22 protein-coding genes and 1 tRNA gene are annotated in these 22,360 nt (G+C 42.6%); 12 read left to right on the top strand and 11 right to left on the bottom strand.

Features of this window, described 5'->3' with window-relative positions:
* Positions 1 to 53 precede the first annotated feature (53 nt).
* The 5 genes from IQO02_RS03175 to IQO02_RS03155 all read left to right on the top strand — a co-directional run bounded on the left by IQO02_RS03175 (position 54) and on the right by IQO02_RS03155 (position 3,402).
* Positions 54 to 677, top strand: a complete 624-nt coding sequence (locus IQO02_RS03175) for an MlaC/ttg2D family ABC transporter substrate-binding protein (protein WP_022570894.1) — start codon at positions 54 to 56, stop codon at positions 675 to 677.
* Entirely contained in the window at positions 677 to 985 is a 309-nt protein-coding gene (locus tag IQO02_RS03170) for an STAS domain-containing protein (RefSeq protein ID WP_010435029.1), read from the top strand. Before IQO02_RS03175 ends, IQO02_RS03170 begins: the two co-directional genes overlap by 1 nt.
* A 13-nt stretch (positions 986 to 998) precedes the next feature.
* Positions 999 to 1,253, top strand: coding sequence for a BolA family iron metabolism protein IbaG (gene ibaG / locus IQO02_RS03165; protein WP_010435028.1), 255 nt, complete (start codon positions 999 to 1,001; stop codon positions 1,251 to 1,253).
* Positions 1,254 to 1,261: 8 nt separating this feature from the next.
* Positions 1,262 to 2,527, top strand: coding sequence for a UDP-N-acetylglucosamine 1-carboxyvinyltransferase (gene murA, locus IQO02_RS03160; RefSeq protein WP_016768634.1), 1,266 nt, complete (start codon positions 1,262 to 1,264; stop codon positions 2,525 to 2,527).
* Positions 2,528 to 2,676: 149 nt separating this feature from the next.
* Positions 2,677 to 3,402: a 1-acylglycerol-3-phosphate O-acyltransferase gene (locus IQO02_RS03155; RefSeq protein ID WP_010435026.1), complete on the top strand. Its 726-nt coding sequence runs from the start codon at positions 2,677 to 2,679 to the stop codon at positions 3,400 to 3,402.
* Positions 3,403 to 3,528: 126 nt separating this feature from the next.
* On the opposite strand, the gene IQO02_RS03150 is transcribed toward IQO02_RS03155, so the two are convergent.
* The 5 genes from IQO02_RS03150 to arcA all read right to left on the bottom strand — a co-directional run bounded on the left by IQO02_RS03150 (position 3,529) and on the right by arcA (position 8,127).
* Positions 3,529 to 3,918, bottom strand: coding sequence for a RidA family protein (locus tag IQO02_RS03150; RefSeq protein ID WP_004735319.1), 390 nt, complete (start codon positions 3,916 to 3,918; stop codon positions 3,529 to 3,531).
* Between the two features lie 136 nt (positions 3,919 to 4,054).
* Positions 4,055 to 4,516, bottom strand: coding sequence for an aspartate carbamoyltransferase regulatory subunit (gene pyrI, locus IQO02_RS03145; protein WP_010435025.1), 462 nt, complete (start codon positions 4,514 to 4,516; stop codon positions 4,055 to 4,057).
* A gap of 12 nt (positions 4,517 to 4,528) precedes the next feature.
* Entirely contained in the window at positions 4,529 to 5,458 is a 930-nt protein-coding gene (gene pyrB, locus IQO02_RS03140; RefSeq protein ID WP_004735321.1) for an aspartate carbamoyltransferase, read from the bottom strand.
* 287 nt (positions 5,459 to 5,745) lie between these two features.
* A complete protein-coding gene (locus IQO02_RS03135; protein ID WP_102282696.1) occupies positions 5,746 to 6,750 on the bottom strand; it encodes an ornithine carbamoyltransferase in 1,005 nt (334 codons plus the stop codon).
* Between the two features lie 156 nt (positions 6,751 to 6,906).
* A complete protein-coding gene (gene arcA / locus IQO02_RS03130) occupies positions 6,907 to 8,127 on the bottom strand; it encodes an arginine deiminase (RefSeq protein WP_010435019.1) in 1,221 nt (406 codons plus the stop codon).
* Positions 8,128 to 8,704: 577 nt separating this feature from the next.
* On the opposite strand from arcA, the gene rraB reads away from it, so the two are divergent.
* Positions 8,705 to 9,121, top strand: coding sequence for a ribonuclease E inhibitor RraB (gene rraB / locus IQO02_RS03125; protein ID WP_010435017.1), 417 nt, complete (start codon positions 8,705 to 8,707; stop codon positions 9,119 to 9,121).
* Between the two features lie 124 nt (positions 9,122 to 9,245).
* Complete coding sequence (locus IQO02_RS03120) at positions 9,246 to 10,040, top strand: glycosyl hydrolase 2 galactose-binding domain-containing protein (protein WP_010435015.1); 795 nt, start codon at positions 9,246 to 9,248, stop codon at positions 10,038 to 10,040.
* A 25-nt stretch (positions 10,041 to 10,065) separates the two neighbouring features.
* Here IQO02_RS03120 and IQO02_RS03115 read toward each other — a convergent pair whose 3' ends face one another.
* From IQO02_RS03115 to pepA, 5 genes are all read right to left on the bottom strand, one after another.
* Entirely contained in the window at positions 10,066 to 10,560 is a 495-nt protein-coding gene (locus tag IQO02_RS03115) for a GNAT family N-acetyltransferase (protein WP_010435013.1), read from the bottom strand.
* A gap of 49 nt (positions 10,561 to 10,609) precedes the next feature.
* The gene (locus tag IQO02_RS03110) at positions 10,610 to 11,014 is read right to left on the bottom strand and encodes a DUF2061 domain-containing protein (protein ID WP_016783722.1); all 405 of its coding nucleotides are present in this window, start codon (positions 11,012 to 11,014) and stop codon (positions 10,610 to 10,612) included.
* A gap of 216 nt (positions 11,015 to 11,230) precedes the next feature.
* Positions 11,231 to 14,104, bottom strand: coding sequence for a valine--tRNA ligase (locus tag IQO02_RS03105; protein ID WP_016793855.1), 2,874 nt, complete (start codon positions 14,102 to 14,104; stop codon positions 11,231 to 11,233).
* 102 nt (positions 14,105 to 14,206) lie between these two features.
* Positions 14,207 to 14,656, bottom strand: coding sequence for a DNA polymerase III subunit chi (locus tag IQO02_RS03100; RefSeq protein ID WP_010435007.1), 450 nt, complete (start codon positions 14,654 to 14,656; stop codon positions 14,207 to 14,209).
* A gap of 99 nt (positions 14,657 to 14,755) precedes the next feature.
* Positions 14,756 to 16,276 (bottom strand): leucyl aminopeptidase, encoded by a 1,521-nt coding sequence (pepA, locus tag IQO02_RS03095; protein ID WP_010435005.1) that lies wholly within the window; start codon positions 16,274 to 16,276, stop codon positions 14,756 to 14,758.
* Between the two features lie 192 nt (positions 16,277 to 16,468).
* Here pepA and lptF point away from each other — a divergent pair, with 192 nt between their 5' ends.
* Positions 16,469 to 17,569 carry an LPS export ABC transporter permease LptF gene (lptF, locus tag IQO02_RS03090; RefSeq protein WP_010435003.1) on the top strand — a complete coding sequence of 367 codons (1,101 nt, stop codon included), beginning with the start codon at positions 16,469 to 16,471 and terminating at the stop codon, positions 17,567 to 17,569.
* Positions 17,570 to 17,572: 3 nt separating this feature from the next.
* Positions 17,573 to 18,643: an LPS export ABC transporter permease LptG gene (gene lptG, locus IQO02_RS03085; RefSeq protein ID WP_010435002.1), complete on the top strand. Its 1,071-nt coding sequence runs from the start codon at positions 17,573 to 17,575 to the stop codon at positions 18,641 to 18,643.
* Positions 18,644 to 18,707: 64 nt separating this feature from the next.
* Here the strand turns inward: lptG and IQO02_RS03080 are convergent, their stop codons facing one another.
* Complete coding sequence (locus IQO02_RS03080; protein WP_010435000.1) at positions 18,708 to 19,184, bottom strand: RDD family protein; 477 nt, start codon at positions 19,182 to 19,184, stop codon at positions 18,708 to 18,710.
* Positions 19,185 to 19,379: 195 nt separating this feature from the next.
* Here IQO02_RS03080 and IQO02_RS03075 point away from each other — a divergent pair.
* The 3 genes from IQO02_RS03075 to IQO02_RS03065 all read left to right on the top strand — a co-directional run bounded on the left by IQO02_RS03075 (position 19,380) and on the right by IQO02_RS03065 (position 21,683).
* Positions 19,380 to 19,464: transfer RNA gene (locus tag IQO02_RS03075), tRNA-Leu, on the top strand.
* A 474-nt stretch (positions 19,465 to 19,938) separates the two neighbouring features.
* Positions 19,939 to 20,346 (top strand): VOC family protein, encoded by a 408-nt coding sequence (locus tag IQO02_RS03070; protein ID WP_010441580.1) that lies wholly within the window; start codon positions 19,939 to 19,941, stop codon positions 20,344 to 20,346.
* Between the two features lie 83 nt (positions 20,347 to 20,429).
* Entirely contained in the window at positions 20,430 to 21,683 is a 1,254-nt protein-coding gene (locus IQO02_RS03065) for an HD-GYP domain-containing protein (RefSeq protein WP_016783725.1), read from the top strand.
* The last annotated feature ends 677 nt before the right edge of the window (positions 21,684 to 22,360 follow it).

Genomic DNA, 22,360 nt, shown 5'->3' with positions numbered 1-22,360 from the left:
TGTCACAGTTCAAAAACATGTTGAAGACTAATGCCATTTTGAAAAGATTGGTTATGACTGCGGTCGCTTTATTGATATCGACTCAAGCCTTTGCTGCTGAATCGATTGACCGCACTCAGCCTTATCAGATGATGACTCAAGTAGCTGAAGTCGCTTTTGAACGTTTAAAAAACGAGCAAGAAAACATTCACAATGATCCTGAGTTACTAAAGGTCATCGTGGAAGAAGAATTGATGCCTTATGTGAATGCTCAATATGCGGCACTTAAGTTGTTAGGGCCTAACTTAAAAGGTGCGGACAGAAAAGATGTACGCGTATTTATTGATGCATTCCGTAAATACCTCGTTTCTTCTTATGCTCAAGTGTTGACTCAATACACAGATCAGACAATTGAATTTGGTCCAGAGCCAAAAGTGAAGCCGGAAAGCCGCATCACCAGTATCAAGGTTGATATTATTGATACACCTCGACCAAACATTAAACTTGAGTTTAAGCTACGTAAAGATAAGAAGTCGGGTGAGTGGAAGGCATTTGATATGGTTGCTGAAGGTATTAGCCTATTATCGAGCAAGCAATCAGAGTGGAATACTAAAATTCGTCAAGAAGGCATTTTACAAGTTGCTGATGAATTGGAGAAACTGTCCGCACAGCCGATTCGTTTTGAGAGTAATAAATAATGAGCGACTCTCAATGGCAAAAGCTAAGTTCTAAAGAGTTCCAACTTCTCGGAGACATTGACCGAGATACCGTCCCTGCAATCTGGCGTATATTAGAAAAGTGGCAAACGACGGAATCGAGTGTTGAAATTAACCTCAGCCATATAAATAGAGTCGATTCAGCAGGAATGGTGATGCTAATTCACTTATTAGAGCATGCAAAAAATCAAAACTGTCATATAATGCTCAGTTTCGTGCCAGAACAATTACGAACGTTGTTCCAATTGAGCAATATCCAGCCAATGATGGCAGAACACATAAAAAATTAGGCAGGAGCTATTTGTGGACAGCACAAAAGTACAAGAATTATTAGCAGAAGCACTGAACCTTCAGGAAATTTTCGTGAAGGGAGAAGGCAGTCATTACGAAGTTGTTGCGGTTGATGCATGTTTTGACGGCATGAATCGAGTTAAGAAGCAGCAACTAATCTACGGCCCACTAATGGAATACATTCAACGCAATGATATCCATGCTCTTTCTATTAAGGCTTTTACGCCTGAAGAGTGGGAACGTGATAAGAAACTGATGTCACTTTAAGGTTTATGATGGAAAAGTTTCGAGTTATTGGATCGGATAAACCGCTAAGCGGTGAAGTGACGATCTCCGGCGCAAAAAATGCAGCGCTACCTATTTTATTTGCTTCAATTCTTGCTGAAGAGCCAGTAGAAGTCAGTAATGTTCCTCACCTACGTGACATCGATACGACGATGGAATTGCTTAAGCGTTTAGGCGCAAAAGTATCGCGTAATGGTAGCGTTCATGTTGATGGCAGCGAAATCAACGAGTTCTGTGCGCCATATGATTTAGTGAAAACAATGCGTGCTTCTATTTGGGCTTTAGGTCCGCTAGTCGCTCGCTTTGGTGAAGGACAAGTGTCACTTCCTGGTGGTTGTGCTATTGGTGCTCGACCTGTTGATTTACATATCCATGGCCTAGAACAATTAGGTGCGACCATTAAACTGGAAGATGGTTATGTGAAAGCAAGTGTTGATGGCCGCTTGAAAGGCGCGCACATCGTGATGGATAAAGTAAGTGTGGGTGCCACCATTACTATCATGTGTGCAGCAACGCTAGCAGAAGGAACGACAGTACTTGATAACTCGGCCCGCGAGCCTGAGATTGTTGATACAGCTGATTTCCTAAACAAGCTAGGTGCTAAGATTTCTGGCGCAGGTACAGACACGATTACGATCGAAGGCGTTGAACGTCTTGGTGGTGGTCACCACTCTGTGGTTGCTGACCGTATTGAAACCGGTACTTTCCTAGTTGCTGCTGCTGTGTCTGGCGGTACCGTGACTTGTCGCAATACTAACGCTCATCTTCTTGAAGCTGCATTAGCGAAGCTTGAAGAAGCGGGTGCGAAGGTTGAAACGGGCGAAGACTGGATAAGTCTTGATATGACAGGTCGTGAGCTGAAAGCGGTAAAAATCGTAACAGCACCTCACCCTGGTTTCCCTACTGATATGCAAGCACAATTTACTTTGCTTAACATGATGGCGAAGGGCAGTGGTGTTATCACGGAGACTATCTTTGAAAACCGCTTTATGCACATTCCTGAATTACAGCGAATGGGTGCGAAAGCTGAGATTGAAGGTAACACGGCTATCTGTGGTGAAACGGAAAAATTGAGCGGTGCTCAAGTAATGGCAACGGACCTGCGCGCATCTGCGAGCCTTGTTATTGCTGGCTGTATCGCTCAAGGCGAAACTATCGTTGATCGTATTTATCACATCGATCGTGGCTACGATAAGATTGAAGATAAGCTTTCAGCCCTAGGCGCAAACATTACACGATTTAGTGATTCGAACTAACTTCGGTTAGTGGGTTCTTGAATTAGTGACATGAAAGCATAAAAGTCGGAACCTTGGTTTCGGCTTTTTTATAGTTGTATTTACCGCAAGTGAATCTGATGCCAATTTTGTGCGAATAGGTGAAAAACTTGACGGTTGAGAGGAACAAAATGATAGCAATATTACGTATTTTCGCAGTGGCGATATTTGCGATTCTTATGTTTGTATTTGGGTGTGGTTACTGTTTACTAAGCCCACGTAACCCGAAACACGTATTTACCTTTGGTCGTTACTTCGGTCGTATGTCTAAAATATTCGGCATGAAGTTAGAACTTCGTATCCCGGAAGATGCTTACTCTCGTGGCCAACATGTTTATGTGGCGAACCACCAAAACAGCTGGGATCTATTCACTATCTCATCAGCAGTGACACCTAAGGTAGTGACGGTTGGTAAGAAAAGCTTAGTGTGGATGCCTCTATTTGGTCAGCTTTACTGGCTGACGGGTAATATCCTAATTGACCGTGCCAATCGCAGCAAAGCGGTAGGTACGATCGACCAAGTAGTGACGAGCTTAAAAGAGAGCGATGTTTCAGTATGGATGTTCCCTGAAGGGACTCGTTCTCGTGGTCGTGGTCTGTTGCCATTCAAAACGGGTGCTTTCCATGCCGCAATTGGCGCTGGCTTGCCTATTATCCCTATCGTGTGTAGCTCAACAGGTGGCGTGAAGCTAAACCGTTGGAACAATGGTCACGTGATAGTTGAAATGTTGCCGCCTATCAGCACTGAAGGTTACGACAAGTCGAACGTTCGTCAACTTGCTAACCTAGCCCGAGAGCAAATGGCCGCTAAGCTTGAAGAGTTAGACAAAGAAGTGGTTGAGCTTAATAAGAAGTAATTTAAGCTAAGCGAAACGATGAATAATAAAAAAGGTTGCCAATAGGGCAACCTTTTTTGTCTCTGATAAACATTCAGCTTTATGCCAACTTGTTTACTAGAAACCGTTTATTCTAGATATTAAAATCTATTTGCGAACTGCAATCGCTTCGATCTCGATACCTACATCTTTTGGTAGACGCGCTACTTCAACACATGAACGTGCTGGGTAGTTTGCAACGCCGTGTTCATCGAAGAATTTACCGTAAACTTCGTTTACTGTACCGAAGTCGTTTAGATCTTTAACGAATACCGTTAGTTTTACGATGTCTTTTACAGTCAGGCCTGAAGCTTCAACTACGGCTTGAACGTTATCTAGAGATTGGCGAGCTTGTTCTGCGATATCTGCAGATACTTCACCAGTTGCTGGGTTTACTGGGATTTGACCAGAAGTCAGTACCATGTTGCCAAGGTCAACACCTTGTACGTATGGGCCGATTGCAGCTGGAGCTGATTCTGTGTGAAGTACTTTAGTCATTGGTTTATTCCATCAGTTATTAGATAAAAAGCAATTTTCAGTGTGCCTACAAACTTTCGATAGGTAAAGAGCAAAATACCCCGCATAGGCGAGGTATTTGATAGTTTATAGGTTCGGTAAATATTGCCGTATGGCGTTATCTTTCTGTCACGATTTCGCGAGAGAAAACTTTTTCGCAGTACTTACACTTCAATCGAATATCTTCTTTCTTTTCAAAGATCTTAAAGCTGCTTTCAACTGGTTCATTGTGAGTAATACAGTTGGTGTTTGGACACTCAAACACATCGTTGATTTGCTCTGGAAGCTCTAATGCTAATTTCTTAACTACTTCGTAATCTTCGATTTGGTTAACCGTAGCGTGAGGTGCATATAGTGCCAGTTTGCTTGCTTGTTCTTCAGTGATAAACACATTCTCAATCTTGAGTAGGTCTTTGCCTCCGAGCGCAGATGAAGGTAGATTTAGGCCAATCGTCACACGTTGATGAGAGTTATGCATGTCGAACAGTTTTAGCACTTTGATCCCGATGTTTGCTGGGATATGGTCGATAACCGTTCCGTTCTTGATTGCTTCAACTTTTAATTGAGTCTCTTTAGACATGATATCTCTCCTCTACAGCGTTTCGTTAAGAACAAGGGCTAGTAATGCTTCACGTGCGTAAACACCGTTCTCTGCTTGCTGGAAGTAGTAAGCGTAAGGTGTTTTATCGACATCGACAGTAATTTCATCAACACGAGGAAGAGGGTGAAGAACCTTTAGGTTATCACGTGCATTTTCCAACATCGGAGCGGTCAAGATGTACGCCGATTTGATGTGCGCGTATTCCGATTCATCAAAACGTTCTTTTTGAACTCGAGTCATGTAAAGAACATCAAGTTCAGGAATGACATCTTCCATGTCTGTCAGTAGTTGGTATTTGATACCCGCTTCATCAAGCTCTTCACAAATGTAGTCAGGCATCGCTAGTGCTTCTGGAGCAACGAAGTAAAAACAGATGTTGTCGAATTTAGCTAGTGCTTGAGTCAGCGAGTGAACCGTACGTCCGTACTTAAGGTCACCGACAAATGCAACATTGAGATTATCTAAGCGGCCCTGTGTCTCAGCGATAGAGAATAGATCTAACAGTGTTTGAGTTGGGTGTTGGTTTGCACCGTCACCTGCGTTAATAACAGGTACACCGTTAGAAAACTCAGAGGCCAGACGCGCAGCACCTTCTTGAGGGTGACGCATTACGTAAGCATCAACATAAGAAGAAATAACCTGTACAGAGTCCGCTAGCGTTTCGCCTTTCTTCGCCAAGGAAGTGTTACCACCACTGTCGAAACCAATCACATCACCACCGATGCGTTGAATCGCAGTTTCAAAAGAGAGACGAGTTCGCGTTGAAGGTTCGAAGAAGCAGCTTGCCACAACTTTGTTCTTGATGAGTTCTGGGTTCGGTTCAGCTTTGAGTTGACCAGCTGTTTGAACAATTAATTCTAGCTCTTCACGAGAAAGCTCTGGAATTGAGATGATGTGCTTTTGATAAAGCGAATTCGCCATGATCTTCTTCCCCACAATAATGTATTGGCCATAAAAAAGCCCCCCATAATGGGAGGCTTTAAAAAAGTGCTGAAAAGCAGAATAGACGACCTGGTAAGCATCTTAGCTTACGAGCAATATTTGGTGTTTTCACAATATTATTATGTGTTTTCACAATATCATTATGTTTTATCACAACATTGCTTGGCGTCATTTTCACTACTCTCAGACAAATTGCCGAGAATTATACGCTTTCAAATTGTGAGCGCAAGCGATTACATCAAGCTTTTGTTTACTTTCATTCTTAGTTATTGACCTAAGGTCGCCACCATTATCGCTTTGATGGTATGCATACGATTCTCTGCTTCATCAAATACAATTGAGTAGTCAGACTCAAACACTTCGTCAGTGACTTCTAAGCCGTTCATTCCATACTTGTCTGCAACTTGCTGGCCGATCACGGTTTCATTGTTGTGGAAAGCGGGCAGGCAATGCATAAACTTCACTTGAGGGTTACCAGTGAGCTTTATGACATCCATATTCACTTGGTAAGGCGTCATTACTGCTACTCGTTCGTCCCAAGCTTCGGGCGCTTCACCCATAGAAACCCAAACATCGGTATAAAGGAAATCACAACCTTTCACGCCTTCGGCAACGTCTTCTGTCAGCGTGATTTTTGCACCAGTATTTTTCGCAATAGCTTGGCACTCTTCAATAAGCTGCTCTTCTGGCCAGAACGCTTTAGGTGCAATAAGGCGAATATCCATCCCCATTTTAGCTGCACCTACTAACAGAGAATTACCCATGTTGTTACGTGCATCTCCTAGGTAAGCAAAACTGATTTGATGCAGACGTTTACCGCGACCATGTTCGATCATGGTGAGGAAATCAGCCAAGATCTGAGTTGGATGGAACTCATCGGTTAGACCGTTCCAAACCGGCACACCCGCATAAGCGCCAAGATCTTCGACAATACTCTGGCCAAAACCACGATATTCAATACCATCGTACATACGACCTAATACACGCGCCGTATCTTTCATTGATTCTTTTTGACCAATCTGAGAACCAGAAGGGCCTAAATAAGAGACTTGAGCTCCTTGATCAAAAGCAGCTACCTCAAAGGCACATCGAGTTCGAGTTGATGCTTTTTCAAAGATCAAAGCGATGTTTTTACCGTTAAGCTTTTTTTGCTCTGTACCTGCATACTTAGCTTTTTTAAGGTCAGCAGACAAGTCGAGTAAAAACTGAATCTCTTTAGGAGTAAAGTCGAGAAGTTTTAGAAAGTTACGATTGCGAAGATTAAAGGCCATCTCTCGCTCCTTGTGTATATAGAATCAATGAAGAACTCAGTTAAACATAAAAATGCTGTATTTGTGAATATTTATTTTATTAAATTGATAAAAAAGGCCAGTACAATGGTACTGGCCTAGATAAGTTAGTGTGTTCGCTTTATTAAATTTTGTAGCTTAGATACCGTCTCTTTCGATAGGACAGCTCATACAACGAGCGCCACCGCGACCACGACCCAGTTCATTGCCTGGAATCGTCAGAACTTCGATACCTGCTTTGTCGTATTTCTCATTGGTGTAAACATTACGCTCATAACCGATAACCGTACCTGGTTTCACGGTAAGTACGTTGTTTGCGTCATTCCACTGTTCACGTTCAGCTTCGTAGTTGTCACCACCTGTGGTTATAATCTTCAGTTGATCGAGTCCTAATGCACCTTCAATAGCAGAAAGGTAGTTGTCAGCCTTTTCTACACGCATCTCGCCATTTTCTTTTGGCGTTAAGCGCCAGGTGTCTAAGTCTTTGCGAACAATTTCTGGGTAGACTGAGAACGTGTCGATATCCATATGAGTCATAACCGTATCAAGGTGCATGCAAGAGCGGTGCTTTGGTAAATCAATTGCAATGACTTCTTTTGCTTGACCCGATTTGAATAAACTCGCTGCTAGGTTTTCGACACCCTGTGGTTTAGTTCGCTCTGAAATACCGATAAGCACGGCGCCTTTACCAATAACTAGGACATCGCCGCCTTCAATATTTGCGTTATCGTAGTGAAGATCCTCATCACCGAAATACTTAATAAAATCTTGGCCAGCGAAGACAGGATGCCAGCGGTATATTGCTCGTAAGTGATTTGTTTCTCGTTGACGAGCAGGCATCATCATCGGGTTAAGAGAGACGCCTCCATAAACCCAACATGAGGTATCTCGTGTAAATAGATGGTTAGGGAGCGGTTCGATAACGAAATCGAGTGGGCGATGCATCTTCGGTAGCATTGAAGATGATTTGATAGGAAGCTCAGAGTAAGCTAAACCACCAAGTAGGATGGTAGCCAAATGCTCATTGTCCATTTGAGCAAGATATTCTCTCAAATCACGCGCAAATGTTGGACCATAACGAAAATCAGATATTTGAGTATTAAGCAACCATTCACGAGCTGGAGCAACAGCAAGTGTCTCAACCAGTAGGTCATGCAGTAATAACACTTCAACGTCTTGGTTACGAAGTGTTGTCGCAAAGGCATCGTGTTCTTCACCTGCGGCTTCTACTGCAAGTACATCATCAAAGAGTAACTCATGACAGTTAGAAGGGGTGAGGTGGGTGAGTGCCCTTTCAGGTCGATTTAGGAGAACTCGTCTTAATTGACCGACTTCGGAGCCAACGTACAGCTTACTCATTTTGCATCCTTACTATTAATCCAGCGTCTATTTATGACAAGCTTGATCGTAATATGCAAGTTTTAAAGCTTGTGTTAATACGAGGTGTTTCTAGAATATTTAGTGTTAAATCCCATATATATTCTATTTATTTATATTTTAACCCAAATAACAGATGTAATTCCCCAACAACCTTTTTGACGATCTATGCTCAAAACCTTGTGAGTTTGGAGTCGACTTTTGTCTGATAATAGTGATTTTTTATTCACTATTATTCATTTTTTGATTTCAGGTCGAGATTTTATGCAACTCTAAAGTTGTCAGGAGTATGCATTTTGTGTGACTAAGCACGCAGTTTTTATTCACTTTCGGCAAAGAGCGCAATAAAAATGAAATGCTAAAACACGCATGGGTTAATAATATGTTGAAAATTTGTTTCTGTGATTTTGATTTCACTTTTTTATTGGTATTGCCTTTGTTATCCGGCGAGAAACTTACCTTTATAAGCCTGATCTAGGTGGCTTTTCTGGACGATCCATGACATATTTCGTGGCAATCAAATTTGATCTTTTCATAGTCAACACTCTGGAGCAGACACATGTCTCACGAAGATGAATATCTATCAGTAGCGGAATTAATTGAATTTCAAAAGGAAGAGACTCGCGACATCATTACAGCGTTAATTGAAGATGGTAGCGATCCTGAAGCTCTATACGATATCGAGCATCACCTATTTGCTGAAGATTTCGGTGTACTTGAGAAAGCGGTTGTTGAAGCCTTCAAAATGGGCTTTGAAGTTCTTGAAGCTGAAGAGACAGAAGACGAAGATGGCAATAAGCTACTTTGTTGTGATGCGACGATGCAGTGTACTCTGAATGCAGAAGCGATTGATGAGCAAGTTGAGAAGCTTGTGAATCTTGCAGAGAAGTTTGACATTATCTATGACGGGTGGGGCACTTACTACGAAGGTGAAGATGCTATCTACCCAGATGAAGATGATGAAGGCGAAGAGTAATCTCTCCCAGTTTTAAAGAATGCCAGCTTCGAGCTGGCATTTTTTTGTCCTCAGAAAAATAAATGTCTTTATATGCATTCATTCTTTATAATGCGTTCAAAATTGATCTAGCTCAAGGAATGACATGCGGCTACCTCTCGATGGTCTTTGGCAAATTTCGCCACTGACGGATCTTTCTATTCCACAAGATGACATTGCCTTTCCTGCTCCGTTAAGTTCAAAGCTCCCTGATAGCTTGAGTGAAGACGATATTGCAAAGCAAGAATGGCACTTGATGCACGACATTGAAGTGGATGATGCCATGTTGGCATGCCCGTTTGTTGAGCTAGTGGTTGCAGGCGTCGATTACTTTGCAGAAGTACGGCTTAATGGCGTTGCTGTGTTTGACTGTGATGGCAGCGAATCTGAATACCGTAAAGACATTCGCCCTTATATGCAGCTTGGTCGAAATCGTTTTGAGATTCTTTTCTTAGAGGAAGAGGAGAGCTTGTTGCTTGAAGAGGACATGGATGAGTCAGCCTCTTCAGCAATTGTCGCTAAATCTGATTCGCGTATCGGGGTTTGGCACGCACCGTACTTGCAATTTGTTCGTAACGTCAAGCTAGAGCAAGTTGTCACCGAGCAAATTTGGCATCACGGTGGCGGCTGTGAGTTTAAAGTGGATGTTATTTATCAGACACTAAAAGCAGGGTTGGTGTCGGCTTCTATTAAATTTAATGGTATGACATTAGTTATGCCGATAGATGTGCGAGCCGAACATACTGGCGTTGTGTTCCAGGTTGAGGCTCCGATCTGTTTTGATCTTGAGAACCCCAATCCTAAGCATTTGTATCCGTTAGAAGTTGAACTCGATGGGCAAAAAGAAAGCTCTTTTGTGGCCTTGAATCCAGCTTCTTGCGTGAGTAACTTCCTGCGTTAGAAGAGTTATTTCTTAGTTACTCTTTTTACAACGATCTGGCCATGACAACTTCACAAGCATCATGGCCAGTTTCTCCCCATGCTGAATCCAGGTGTTCAAAGCCTAGCTTTTCATAAAGTTTCACCGCTGCATTAAGGCATTCTGTCGTTTCTAAGTACATATGTTGATAACCTAAACCTTTAGCCCGGTCCATCGACATATTGACCAACTTCTTAGCTAAGCCTTTACCTCTAGTTACTGGTAAGAAGTACATCTTTTGTAGTTCGCATACTTCGGGCATTCCTGCTAACGGCGCAAATCCACCGCCACCGACGACCTTTCCATTAAGCTCAATCACCCAATATTGCGATCTTTCATTGTTATAAACACTGAACATGTCTTCTAATGTTGGATCTGCTACGCCATAGCCTTTGTCTTCTGTCAGTCCGTTCTCATAAGAAACTTGGCGAATTACGTTAGCAATGCTTGGATTATCTTCTAATTCAATTGAGCGAATAGTGAGGTTAGCAATCTGTTCCATGTTCTGCCTATAAAAATGGGTTACTCATCAGAAGCCCAATATATTGTGATTAAGCATGTTGGTGCAAACAAAACTGTAATTGTGTTGTTTGGCTTTCTGTTTTTCGTAACCAAACTTTTTCGTGGAAATAGTAAGCGATTGTATTTAAAGCTGGCTCTAGCGTGGCCATCACACCGCCAATAAAGGCATCACCAGTTAATAAATAGACAACGGCAAAGGCAACACTAAAATGGATAGCGGCAAAGCTTGCTGTTTTTAGTTTAGTCATAAATTGGCGAGCTTTAAGTGCTGGAATTTGAGCCCAAGCCTTTTCATGAAAATAAAAAGCGACTGTATTTACGGAGGGTTCAATCATGGCAATTAAGCTACCAATCAAGATGTCGCCCGTTAGTACGTAAGCGACACTAAATGCGATAGTAAAATGCAATGCGGCAAAGGTTAGTGTCTTTTTCATGATAATTACTCAATCGTTTTGTTGTTTTGATAGAACTATTATTGAGAATTATTATCATTAATTAAAGTGGGTTGTAAGGATTGATTCGATAGATGAAACCTATCAATAAGTGTGGCGAGTAAGATATATTGGAATCAGAGGCATAAAAAAAGGCTGGTCACGAGGACCAACCTTTCTATTTAGATCGAGAAGTTCGAAGCTTTCTCGTTCAATCAGTTAAAGCGCAGCGATGGTCGCTTTTTGCTCTTCAAGCTTAACAAGAGTCTCTTGGTAGCCTTCAAGCTTTTCACGCTCTTTCGCGATAACAACTTCAGGTGCTTTAGCAACGAAACCTTCGTTACCTAGTTTACCTTCGATACGTTTGATTTCGCCTTGAGTCTTAGCCACTTCTTTATCTAGACGAGCAAGTTCAGCATCTTTGTCGATAAGACCCGCCATTGGGATCATCAATTCAGATTTACCAACAAGCTTCGTTGCACAAGCTGGAGTCACTTCACCATCAGCCAGTACTTTGATGTCATCTAGTTTCGCTAGAGAAGTAAGAACGATCTTGTTTGCTTCGATACGCGCAGCATCTTTCTCATCAGCGACTTTGATCATCACTTCTAGGCCTTTGCTAGGAGCAATATCGTATTCCGCACGTAGGTTACGGATAGCAGTGATGAAAGTCTTAACCCATTCGATATCGTCAACGATCTCAGCATTGAAGTTAGCTTCATTAAACTGAGGAAGTGCTTGAGTCATGATTGTCTCTCCTTCAACACCGTCTACTAGTGGCTTAACGCTCTGCCAGATAGATTCAGTGATGTAAGGAAGAACTGGGTGAGCAAGACGCAGTGTTTTCTCAAGAACCGTGATCAAAGTGTAACGGGTCGCTTGTTGTTGAGCTTCAGTACCCTTCCAAAGAACCGGTTTAGTTAGCTCTAGGTACCAGTCACAGAATTGGTTCCAGATGAATTCGTAAAGCGTGTTTGCTGCCATGTCTAGACGGTAGTTGTCTAGGTGAGCATTAAATTCTTTCGCTGCAACTTCAAACTGAGATTCAATCCACTTATCTGCTAGAGAGAATTCCATGTTTGCACGGTCTTCAACAGACAGTGACATGCCACAATCGTGCTCTTCTGTATTCATCAGTACGTAACGGCTTGCGTTCCATAGCTTGTTACAGAAGTTACGGTAACCTTCAAGACGCTTCATGTCCCAGTTGATGTCACGGCCAGTTGAAGCCATAGCAGCAAGAGTGAAACGTAATGCATCAGTACCGTATGGTTCGATACCATCTTCGAAAGTTTTACGTGTAGCCTTTTCGATCTTAGCAGCCAGTTTAGGTTGCATCATGTTGCCACAACGCTTCTCTACTAGCTCTTCAAGGCCGATGCCGTCAATCATGTCGATTGGATCAAGTACGTTACCTTTCGACTTAGACATCTTGTCGCCGTTTTCATCACGGATAAGACCTGTCATGTAAACGGTTTTGAAAGGTACTTGAGCCTTGCCATCTTCGTCTTTCACGAAGTGCATGGTCATCATGATCATACGAGCAACCCAGAAGAAGATAATATCAAAACCAGATACTAGTACTTCAGATGGGTGGAATGTTTTTAGTGCTTCAGTATCTTCAGGCCAGCCTTGCGTGCCGAATGTCCAAAGTGCAGAAGAGAACCAAGTATCTAGTACGTCGTCGTCTTGCTTAAGTACAACAACAGGCGCTAGGTTGTTCTTTTCACGAACTTCTTCTTCAGTGCGACCTACGTAAACCTTACCATCGTTGTCGTACCATGCTGGGATACGGTGGCCCCACCAAAGTTGACGAGAGATACACCAGTCTTGCACGTCACGCATCCACGCGAAATACATGTTTTCGTACTGTTTAGGTACGAATTGGATTTGGCCATCTTCAACCGCTTTAACCGCAGGTTCTGCAAGAGGTGCTGTGCGCACGTACCATTGGTCAGTCAGCATTGGTTCGATAACCACGCCACCACGGTCGCCGTAAGGGACAGTCAGGTCGTGATCTTTGATCTCTTCAAGAAGACCAAGCTCATCGAATTCAGCAACGATAGCTTTACGTGCAGCAAAACGCTCCATGCTTTGGTATTTAGCAGGGATGTCCGTTGAGTAAACATCGCTTTCTTCGCCGTTCGTTGTGAAGACTTCAGCAGCATCACGGATATCAGCGTTGAACGTTAGGATGTTGATCATTGGTAGGTTGTTGCGCTTACCCACTTCGTAATCGTTAAAGTCATGAGCTGGAGTTATCTTCACACAACCCGTGCCTTTTTCCATATCTGCGTGCTCATCGCCTACGATAGGAATAAGACGGTTTACAACAGGAAGTAGGATTTCTTTGCCGATAAGATCTTTGTAACGAGGATCTTCTGGGTTAACAGCAACGCCAGTATCGCCAAGCATGGTTTCTGGACGAGTCGTCGCTACAACGATGTAATCTTTACCATCAGCCGTTTTAACACCGTTCGCTAGCGGGTAGCGGAAGTGCCACATGAAACCTTTTTTGTCTTTGTTTTCAACTTCAAGATCCGAGATTGCCGTGTGCAGTTTAGGATCCCAGTTTACTAGACGCTTACCACGGTAGATTAGGTCTTCTTCGTATAGACGAACAAACACTTCTTGAGTCGCAGCCGATAGGCCATCATCCATAGTGAATCGTTCACGATCCCAATCTACAGATGCACCAAGACGACGAAGTTGTTGAGTGATCGTGCCACCCGATTCGCCTTTCCATTCCCAGATTTTATCGATGAAAGCTTCACGGCCGTAGTCGTGTTTTGTTTTGCCTTCTTCAGCAGCGATCTTACGCTCAACAACCATTTGAGTTGCGATACCAGCGTGGTCAGTACCCACTTGCCAAAGCGTGTTTTTGCCTTTCATACGTTGAGCACGGATAAGCGTATCCATGATCGTATCTTGGAACGCGTGACCCATGTGTAGGCTGCCAGTGACGTTCGGTGGCGGGATCATGATGCTGTAAGCTTCTTTTGATGTGTCACCGTGTGGCTTAAAGTAGCCTTTCTCTTCCCAAGTCTTGTACAGAGCTTGTTCGATTGATGTTGGGTTGTATGTCTTTTCCATAGTGCTCTTAAACGGATACTGTGAATGGTTAATCGTGGTCAAACTTCATAAGTGAAGCTTCTTGAGTTTAAAGTCAAAGAGAGCTTTAACTATGACGTTTGACTATGGATGTTGAATCTCGATAGTTTGTAGCTGATATCCAGCTTGACGGTAAATTTTATACCTTTCTCGAGCGAGTTGCTTAGCTTTTTCTTCGCAAGGCACGAAGTCTATCACCTGAGCAAAGGCGTTCGCAAAGGTTGTATGATTATCGGCCAGATTAATTACTAGCTGACGATTCCAATTATGTTTTACGCCTTGGTAGCCGATTTCGACGTTGGTTGAATACTTTGGTCCTTCGCCAACCAAGTTGTGTGCCATAAATTCACTGGGTTCAACTTGCCAGAAAACTTCCGCAATACGTTCGGCATGCTCTTTGTCATTACAGTTGAGATAAAGTTTAGCGCCTTGTTTTGCAAAGTGCTGAACAAGAAACAGCACATAGTGAGTAAAACCATCTTCGCGGGCTTGCGGACTGTCTGAAGGCACTATGTAAAAAGTGGCAGTTTGCATACTTAACACTCGAACTGAAAATTGTGGACCTCAATATTACTTGGTCTACAGACTCTAACAAATAGCAGTTATTAAAAAAGGGCCCGTAGGCCCTTTTTACTATTTTGAAGATTGCTCTTCAGTCTCTTGGCCGCTGCGGTTCAATAAGAATTGGACAAGCATTGAGACAGGACGACCTGTCGAGCCTTTCGCTGCGCCTGACTTCCACGCCGTACCAGCACTGTCGATGTGTGCCCAGTGGTACTTCTTAGTGAATTTAGACAGGAAGCAACCAGCAGTAATTGTGCCGCCAGGACGGCCGCCGATGTTCGCCATATCAGCGAATGGGCTGTTTAGCTGCTCATGGTATTCGTCAGCCATAGGTAGACGCCATGCTCGGTCGCTTGCTTGCTCTGAAGCATTAACAAGTTCATGAGATAGTGGGTTGTGGTTTGATAGAACACCACTGATGTGGTGACCTAGAGCAATAACACATGCGCCAGTTAGTGTCGCAACGTCGACAACACAATCAGGTTCAAAACGCTCAACGTAAGTTAGAGCATCACATAAAACCAAACGACCTTCTGCATCAGTATTTAATACTTCAACGGTTTGACCAGACATCGTAGTTAGGATGTCACCAGGGCGATAAGCGTTGCTACCAGGCATATTTTCACAACCCGCTAGAATACCAACAACGTTGATTGGCAGGTTAAGTTTCGCCAATGCTTTCATTGTACCGAATACAGAGGCAGCACCACACATATCGTACTTCATCTCATCCATGCCTTCGCCAGGCTTAAGTGAGATACCGCCTGAATCGAAAGTAAGACCTTTACCGACTAGGACGATAGGTTTTGCGTCTGGATCCGCAGCGCCTTTGTATTCCATGATAGACATCATCGATTCGTTCTTAGAGCCACGGCCTACTGCTAGGTATGAAGTCATACCCAGTTTTTCCATCTCTTCTTCGCCAATGATCTTAGTCTTCACAGTTTCATAATCGTCAGCTAGGCGACGAGCTTGAGATGCAAGGTAAGCAGGGTTTGCGATGTTCGGTGGCATATTGCCTAGATCTTTCGATGCTTTCACACCTGAAGCAATAGCAAGGCCATGAGAAATAGCTTTCTCACCAAGGCTCAATTCACGACGTGTAGGTACGTTGAATACCAATTTACGTAGTGGGCGACGAGTCTCTGGCTTATTACTCTTGAATTGGTCAAACGTGTAAAGGCCATCTTTAGTTGCTTCTACAGCTTGACGAACTTTCCAGTAAGTGTCGCGACCTTTAACGTGAAGTTCTGTAAGGAAACATACTGCTTCCATAGAACCTGTTTCGTTTAGTGTGCTGATGGTTTTTTGGATGATTTCTTTGTATTGACGTTCGCCTAGCTCACGCTCTTTACCACAGCCTACCAGTAGAACACGTTCTGAAAGTACACCAGGTACTTGATGCAGTAGTAGCATCTGGCCAGGTTTACCCTCTAGATCACCGCGACGAAGCAGTGAACTAATATAGCCATCGCTAATCTTATCTAATTGCTCGGCGACTGGAGAAAGGCGGCGCGGTTCGAATACACCGACAACGATACATGCGCTGCGTTGTTTCTCTGGGCTGCCACTTTTTACACTGAACTCCATGCGTACTCCTACATCCTGAAGACAAATCGAACTAAATGTTAGATAATGGGTTCTTACTTGTTGGATCCTATAATGGAACTAACCTTAAAGAAGAACGCTAACACTTAGCTAAAAATTTAAAAAAATAAAAGGTTCAACGGGAAATTATAGTGATTCAATCAAAAAAACAAGTTTTGTATAGGTAATTTGAGCGTGATTATTGTTAGATATTTGATCCGCGAGACAATCAAGAGCCAATTTGCGATCTTTTTTGTTCTCTTTCTCGTGTTTCTCAGCCAAAAATTCATCAGTGTTTTAGCGGACGCCTCTGATGGTGATATCCCAGCGAGCCTCATATTATCAATTGTTGGCTTAAATATGCCCGCGATGGGCTTATTGATGCTTCCACTCAGTATCTATATTGGTATTTTACTTACTTTTGGTCGCCTTTACGCTGAAAGTGAAATAGTCGTAATGAACGCGACTGGTATTGGTAATAAATTCCTTATTCAATCTGCACTTTACTTGGCCTTAATCACAGCATCTGTTGCTGCTTTTAACTCATTTTGGCTGTCTCCTTGGTCGCAAGATAAAGTTGAGCAAATGTATGAAGAAGTGGCTGCAGAGAACAGTGTGGATTTACTGCCAAAAGGTAAGTTTGAAGGCACTCCTGATGGTTCTTCAGTCGTTTTCATCGATGACATCGACGGTAATAAGTTAGAAAATGTGTTTGTAGCTCAAATGCGCCCACGTGATTCAGTGTTACCTAGTGTAATGTTCTCTAAATCCGGAGACGTAAAAGAGCTTAGCGATGGTCGACAAGTGATTGTGATGTACGATGGTACCCGTCATGAAGGTGTTCCAACTCGTCTTGATTATATGGTGACACACTTTGAAGAGTACGAAGGCCTGATTGGCCAACGTGAAGTTGAGAAGAAAGGCCGTGACTGGGAAGCCATTCCTACGCTCGATCTGATTGGTAATCCAGAAAACAGTGCGAAAGCAGAATTGCAGTGGCGAATTTCATTGGTGCTTTGTATTCCATTGTTGACCATGCTTGTTGTGCCACTGTCTGCAGTAAACCCTAGACAAGGTCGTTTCGCCAAAATCGGCCCAGCTATACTGATTTATCTAACTTACTTCTTAGCAATCAGTGCAACCAAATCTTCGATTGAAGAAGGGAGTATTCCCGCGGTAGTCGGCATGTGGCCAATAAATGCGTTGTTGTTACTTGTCGCGATTGGTGCAAACTTTATGGATAGTGTGCCAGTAAGGCGTTTGAAAGAAAAATTCAAGAATAAGAGGTTGGCTTAAGCCGTGTTTAAAATTCTCGATTTATATATAGGCAGAACCATCATCGCAACGACGTCATTGGTATTGGTGACGTTTGTTGGCCTCTCTGGGATCATCAAGTACGTAGAGCAGCTTAGAAAGGTTGGTCGCGGTACATACGATCTATTACAAGCGCTGTATTTCGTTTTGTTGAGTATCCCACGTGATATTGAAATGTTCTTTCCAATGGCCGCTTTGCTTGGCGCATTGATCGGGCTTGGTATGCTTGCTGCAAGTTCTGAACTCGTTGTAATGCAGGCTGCGGGTTTCTCTAAGTTAGATATCGGCCTATCGGTACTCAAAACCGCAATCCCACTGATGATCGTTGTGACATTGCTTGGTCAGTGGGGCGCACCTCAAGCACAGAAAATGGCTCGTGACTTAAGAACCATATCAATTGCTGGTGGTAATATTATCTCGACTCAAAGTGGTGTATGGGCTCGCGATGCCAATGATTTTATCTTCATTGTCAAAATTGATGATGAGAAGCTATATGGAATGAACATGTGGCGCTTTGATGAGAATAAAGCTCTAAAGACCGCTATTTACTCTGACGAAGTTGATTACGTTGGAGATAACGTGTGGACGATGAAAAATGTAGAGATCACGTCTTTTGAAAACGAACTTCAAATTACTAAAGAAAGCCTGCCAACTTATTCTTGGAAGACATCATTAGCACCGGATAAGCTCGCGATAGTAACGGTTAAACCAGAAGAGCTTTCATTAAGTGGATTGTATGATTATGTTTCTTATCTCAAAGCTTCAGAACAAGATGCATCACGCTATGAACTGGCGTTATGGCGAAAGATAACTCAGCCTATCTCGATAGCGGTCATGATGCTGATGGCATTATCGTTTATCTTTGGCCCTCTACGTAGTGTGACCATGGGTGCTAGGATTCTTTCTGGTGTTATCGCAGGTTTTACTTTCTACATATCCAGTGAGTTTTTTGGTCCAGTGAGTTTGGTTTATCAAATTCCCCCCGCTTTTGGTGCGCTAGCTCCGAGTGTGGTATTCCTCGGAATAGCAGTCATGCTCTTGAGGCGGAAACTGTAAATAGAAAAAAGGAAGGTATAACGCCTTCCTTTTTTGATCTTGATTAGAGCTAACTTAAATCACGCTATCGTGCTTGTGGTAACACAACGACTTCGGTCTTTGCCCAGATATCGTGAAAGCCACGCTTTTTTGGATCGAATGGAACACATAGGTTTGCCAATCCAAAACCTGAAGTACCCAAACGAATCATCGCCTGAGTTACTGTAATAGCTGAACCGTCTTTGTTTTGAACGCGTAGCTTCCAGGCTCTCATTCCCAGAGTTTGTCCTGCTCTTGTCCAGAAGAACACAAAGAAGTAAACCCAAACGACCACTAAGTAAAAAGTATACGCTGGGCTCCAAATCGGATGGTTTGTTAAGAAGTCACTAACATCTGCATATCCGCTATGGTTAAAAATACCAAGAGCCATTAGAGCGTGCAGCAGAGCGACAATAACGCCAGCTGCCAACATTTCAATAGCGATTACAATAAGGGCGTCATAGAACAAAGCACCAAATCGGCGCATTACTCCTGCTGGTGGCAGAGTGTTTGTTGATGTCATTGTGTTATTACTTCTTCAAAAATTGAGGCGTCAGAATATAGTTTAAGGCTTAGCGTGAAAAGAGACATAACGCACAGCTTATGACTTAGTGGCGAAATTATCGGCAAACACACATGAATTCAAGTTTTTATACTTGCCACATCAGTTCGCATACGTATAATGCCAGACATCGAAAGGGCAATGCCCCAAGATAATGCCGGTATGGTGAAATTGGTATACACGACGGATTCAAAATCCGTTGCCTTCGGGCGTGGCGGTTCAAGTCCGCCTACCGGTACCATATTTAAATGACAAAGCCTCGACTCAAGTCGGGGCTTTGTTGTATCTGGAGAGCAAAAAACGTTGCCTTCGCTGTGACGACAGGGGTGCCTGTCCAATCAGTCCGCCTGCGGGTACCAAACATAGAAAGGTCGTTTTTATCTCGACCTTTCGTCGTTTTGGGCGTTTGTGAATTCCTAACCCAGGGTGCCGGCTTGGATGCAAGCCCAGTCAAGTCGCCTATCGGATCATATTTAATGACAAAGCCTCGACTCAAATCGGGGCTTTGTTGTATCTGGAGAGCAGAAAACGTTGCCTTCGCTGTGGCGGCAGGTATGCCTGTTCAATCAGTCAGATCTTGATGTTTCATTCCTAAATTTCATCATTTCTCTTCGTAATCTAATGTGCCAATGAATTAATTATCTTAAATCAGAATGTTACCTTTAATTCTCACATCTATTGTCTATGTTTAAGATAGATCATAAAGGAGAGAGATATGCTGAAAGTTACCCCTTACTTATTTTTTGATGGTCGTTGTAATGAAGCATTGGACTTTTATCACAAGTGCTTTGGTGGTGTAGTTTTATCAAAACAACTATTTAGTGACGCACCACAGGTAATAGAGGGTGCTCAGCCTGATTGGGTTATGCACGCAGAGTTTGAAGCATTCGGTATGAAGCTTATGATGTCAGATGGCGTCAAAGCGAAAGAATTAGAAGGAAACAATCTTGCACTCTCCCTTGTTACTGAGGATACGACGACTCAAGAGCAAATCTTTGAAAAATTAAAGCAAGGTGGTCGTATTATGACACCTTTAGCGGATACTTTTTGGGGAGCGCGGTTTGGTAAAGTGGAAGATAAATTTGGTATACGCTGGATGGTACATTGTGACTCTTTAAGTTGAACCAGTGAAATTGGATAGTGAAATTGCTGCTTGGTTTTATTAGAATTATAAATAGAGATTATTGATCGATATTATATATAAAAATGGGCAGCATAAAGATTACCGTAGATCGCATTCAGCCCGGTCTACACATACGACTCCCAGTAAAATGGAATGAACACCCATTTCTACTCAACAGTTTCAAAATCAAAGATGATGCTCAAGTACAAGTAATTCGACATCTTGGAATCAAGCACGTCTATATAAATCCGAATCAGAGCGATACATCCCCTCTACCAGTTAACCACGTGAATGAACAAGCCTTGGATACTGATTTACAGGCAAGTATTGAAACGGAAAGAATGTGGAAAGATAAGCATGAACGTATTGAAACTCTAAGTTCTTACCGTCGCAGAGTAAGCCATTGTGAGAAAGAGTTCGAACGTTCGCTTGCTCGAATGCGTTCTGTTATGACCAAGATTCGTAATCGTCCTTTAGCTGCGGTAGGGGAGGTGAAGGCTCTTGTTGACGATATTGTCGAAACACTCGTGAGCGATGACAACGTTACCCTGCATCTTATGAATACTAAAGTGGACTTTGATGACCTCTACTTTCATACATTGAATGTTTCTGTTGTTGCACTAATGATAGGTAAGGCTAAAGGTTTCGATACTCAACAATTAAAAGAACTCTCCTTTGCTGCGTTATTTCACGATATCGGCAAAATAAAAATACCTACGGCTATCTTAAGAAAACAGACTGCGTTAACGGTACCGGAAGAAAACTATTTAAAGCTTCATACGAAATACGGTGTGGATATAGTCGCAGGAATTGATGATTTTCCTGACAGCGCGAAGAAGGTAATTGGTCAGCACCATGAAATGAATGATGGTTCAGGTTACCCCGAAGGGTTAACGGAAGGAGAGATTGATGAATTTGCGAAGATAGTCGCTGTAGCGAATACCTTCGACAACCTTTGTCATGGCAGAGGGCAACCTCACCCTAAGATCCCTTATCTAGCATTGTCCCACTTATACAAGAATTGCAAACACCTATATAGTCAGGACAACTTGAGTTTGTTAGTTAAGTTTATGGGTGTGTATCCGCCAGGTACGGTGGTACAACTTTCCAATGACTCTATTGGTGTTGTGATCTCCGTTAATGCGAAACATATGCTCTACCCGAATGTACTGATTTATGATCCTAGCGTCCCTAGAACTCAAGCTCCGATTATTGACTTGCTTAATAAAGAGATAAAAATCGTTAATGCAGTACATCCAAGCAAACTACCCGAGCAAGTGAGAGAGTATTTAAATCCACGAGCTCGATTATCTTACTTTTTTGAAAGTAACGACTAGTTATCCACAAGGTTCTGTGGTTAATTTGTTTAAAAGTTGGGGTGAGATTGGTATAAATAGACTCTTGGTTGAAATCTCTTCGCTTAGCCTCTTTTTTTAATGAAAAACGTATTTAATGCTTGCCAATGAGAGCTGCATCTCTATAATGCCGCCTCACTGACACGGCAGATGCCATAAGGCTTCAGCGAAGAATGTTAGTAAGGCAACTAGCTTTAAGCGATGATTCGCTTTTACTTTTTAAAAGTAGAAATTAATTCCGAATAAGTGTTTGACACTGAGAATTAAATCGCTAGAATGGCCGCCTCTTCCGAAGTGATGTAACTCACAACGAAGAGAAGCTCTTTAACAATTTAAACCTATCAATCTGTGTGGGCACTCGTTGATGAATATCAAAACGTTATTACTTAGGTAGTAACAGTTACTTCGGTAACAAACTTGATTTCAATGAACTGAGTGACCAATACGTTTAACTACTTTCTCTTGTAGAAAGAAATTATTCGGCACAGTCAATTCATTACCATTCTGTTGGAATGGTAATAGCTTTAGAATTACATGTTCATCAATCTTTTTCGAAAGAACAATGAATATTAGTTTTGAAGTCAGTATTCGTTGAGTCACACCTATTAATTTAGGTAATCAAAACTTTAAATTGAAGAGTTTGATCATGGCTCAGATTG

Source organism: Vibrio sp. OPT24 (genome assembly GCF_015163545.1).
In the GTDB taxonomy this organism is placed as follows: Bacteria; Pseudomonadota; Gammaproteobacteria; order Enterobacterales; family Vibrionaceae; genus Vibrio; species Vibrio cyclitrophicus.
The sequence above is the reverse complement of the archived record's forward strand: the minus strand, read 5'-3'. Positions and strand labels throughout refer to the sequence as shown.

Coding starts and splice junctions, on each gene's coding strand:
- rraB (WP_010435017.1), top strand. CDS start 8,705: ATGTCTCACGAAGATGAATATCTATCAGTAGCGGAATTAATTGAATTT.
- IQO02_RS03150 (WP_004735319.1), bottom strand. CDS start 3,918: ATGACTAAAGTACTTCACACAGAATCAGCTCCAGCTGCAATCGGCCCA.
- murA (WP_016768634.1), top strand. CDS start 1,262: ATGGAAAAGTTTCGAGTTATTGGATCGGATAAACCGCTAAGCGGTGAA.
- IQO02_RS03070 (WP_010441580.1), top strand. CDS start 19,939: ATGCTGAAAGTTACCCCTTACTTATTTTTTGATGGTCGTTGTAATGAA.
- pyrI (WP_010435025.1), bottom strand. CDS start 4,516: ATGTCTAAAGAGACTCAATTAAAAGTTGAAGCAATCAAGAACGGAACG.
- IQO02_RS03105 (WP_016793855.1), bottom strand. CDS start 14,104: ATGGAAAAGACATACAACCCAACATCAATCGAACAAGCTCTGTACAAG.
- IQO02_RS03065 (WP_016783725.1), top strand. CDS start 20,430: ATGGGCAGCATAAAGATTACCGTAGATCGCATTCAGCCCGGTCTACAC.
- pepA (WP_010435005.1), bottom strand. CDS start 16,276: ATGGAGTTCAGTGTAAAAAGTGGCAGCCCAGAGAAACAACGCAGCGCA.
- pyrB (WP_004735321.1), bottom strand. CDS start 5,458: ATGGCGAATTCGCTTTATCAAAAGCACATCATCTCAATTCCAGAGCTT.
- IQO02_RS03120 (WP_010435015.1), top strand. CDS start 9,246: ATGCGGCTACCTCTCGATGGTCTTTGGCAAATTTCGCCACTGACGGAT.
- IQO02_RS03175 (WP_022570894.1), top strand. CDS start 54: ATGACTGCGGTCGCTTTATTGATATCGACTCAAGCCTTTGCTGCTGAA.
- IQO02_RS03080 (WP_010435000.1), bottom strand. CDS start 19,184: ATGACATCAACAAACACTCTGCCACCAGCAGGAGTAATGCGCCGATTT.
- IQO02_RS03135 (WP_102282696.1), bottom strand. CDS start 6,750: ATGGCCTTTAATCTTCGCAATCGTAACTTTCTAAAACTTCTCGACTTT.
- IQO02_RS03100 (WP_010435007.1), bottom strand. CDS start 14,656: ATGCAAACTGCCACTTTTTACATAGTGCCTTCAGACAGTCCGCAAGCC.
- IQO02_RS03110 (WP_016783722.1), bottom strand. CDS start 11,014: ATGAAAAAGACACTAACCTTTGCCGCATTGCATTTTACTATCGCATTT.
- IQO02_RS03170 (WP_010435029.1), top strand. CDS start 677: ATGAGCGACTCTCAATGGCAAAAGCTAAGTTCTAAAGAGTTCCAACTT.
- arcA (WP_010435019.1), bottom strand. CDS start 8,127: ATGAGTAAGCTGTACGTTGGCTCCGAAGTCGGTCAATTAAGACGAGTT.
- IQO02_RS03115 (WP_010435013.1), bottom strand. CDS start 10,560: ATGGAACAGATTGCTAACCTCACTATTCGCTCAATTGAATTAGAAGAT.
- IQO02_RS03155 (WP_010435026.1), top strand. CDS start 2,677: ATGATAGCAATATTACGTATTTTCGCAGTGGCGATATTTGCGATTCTT.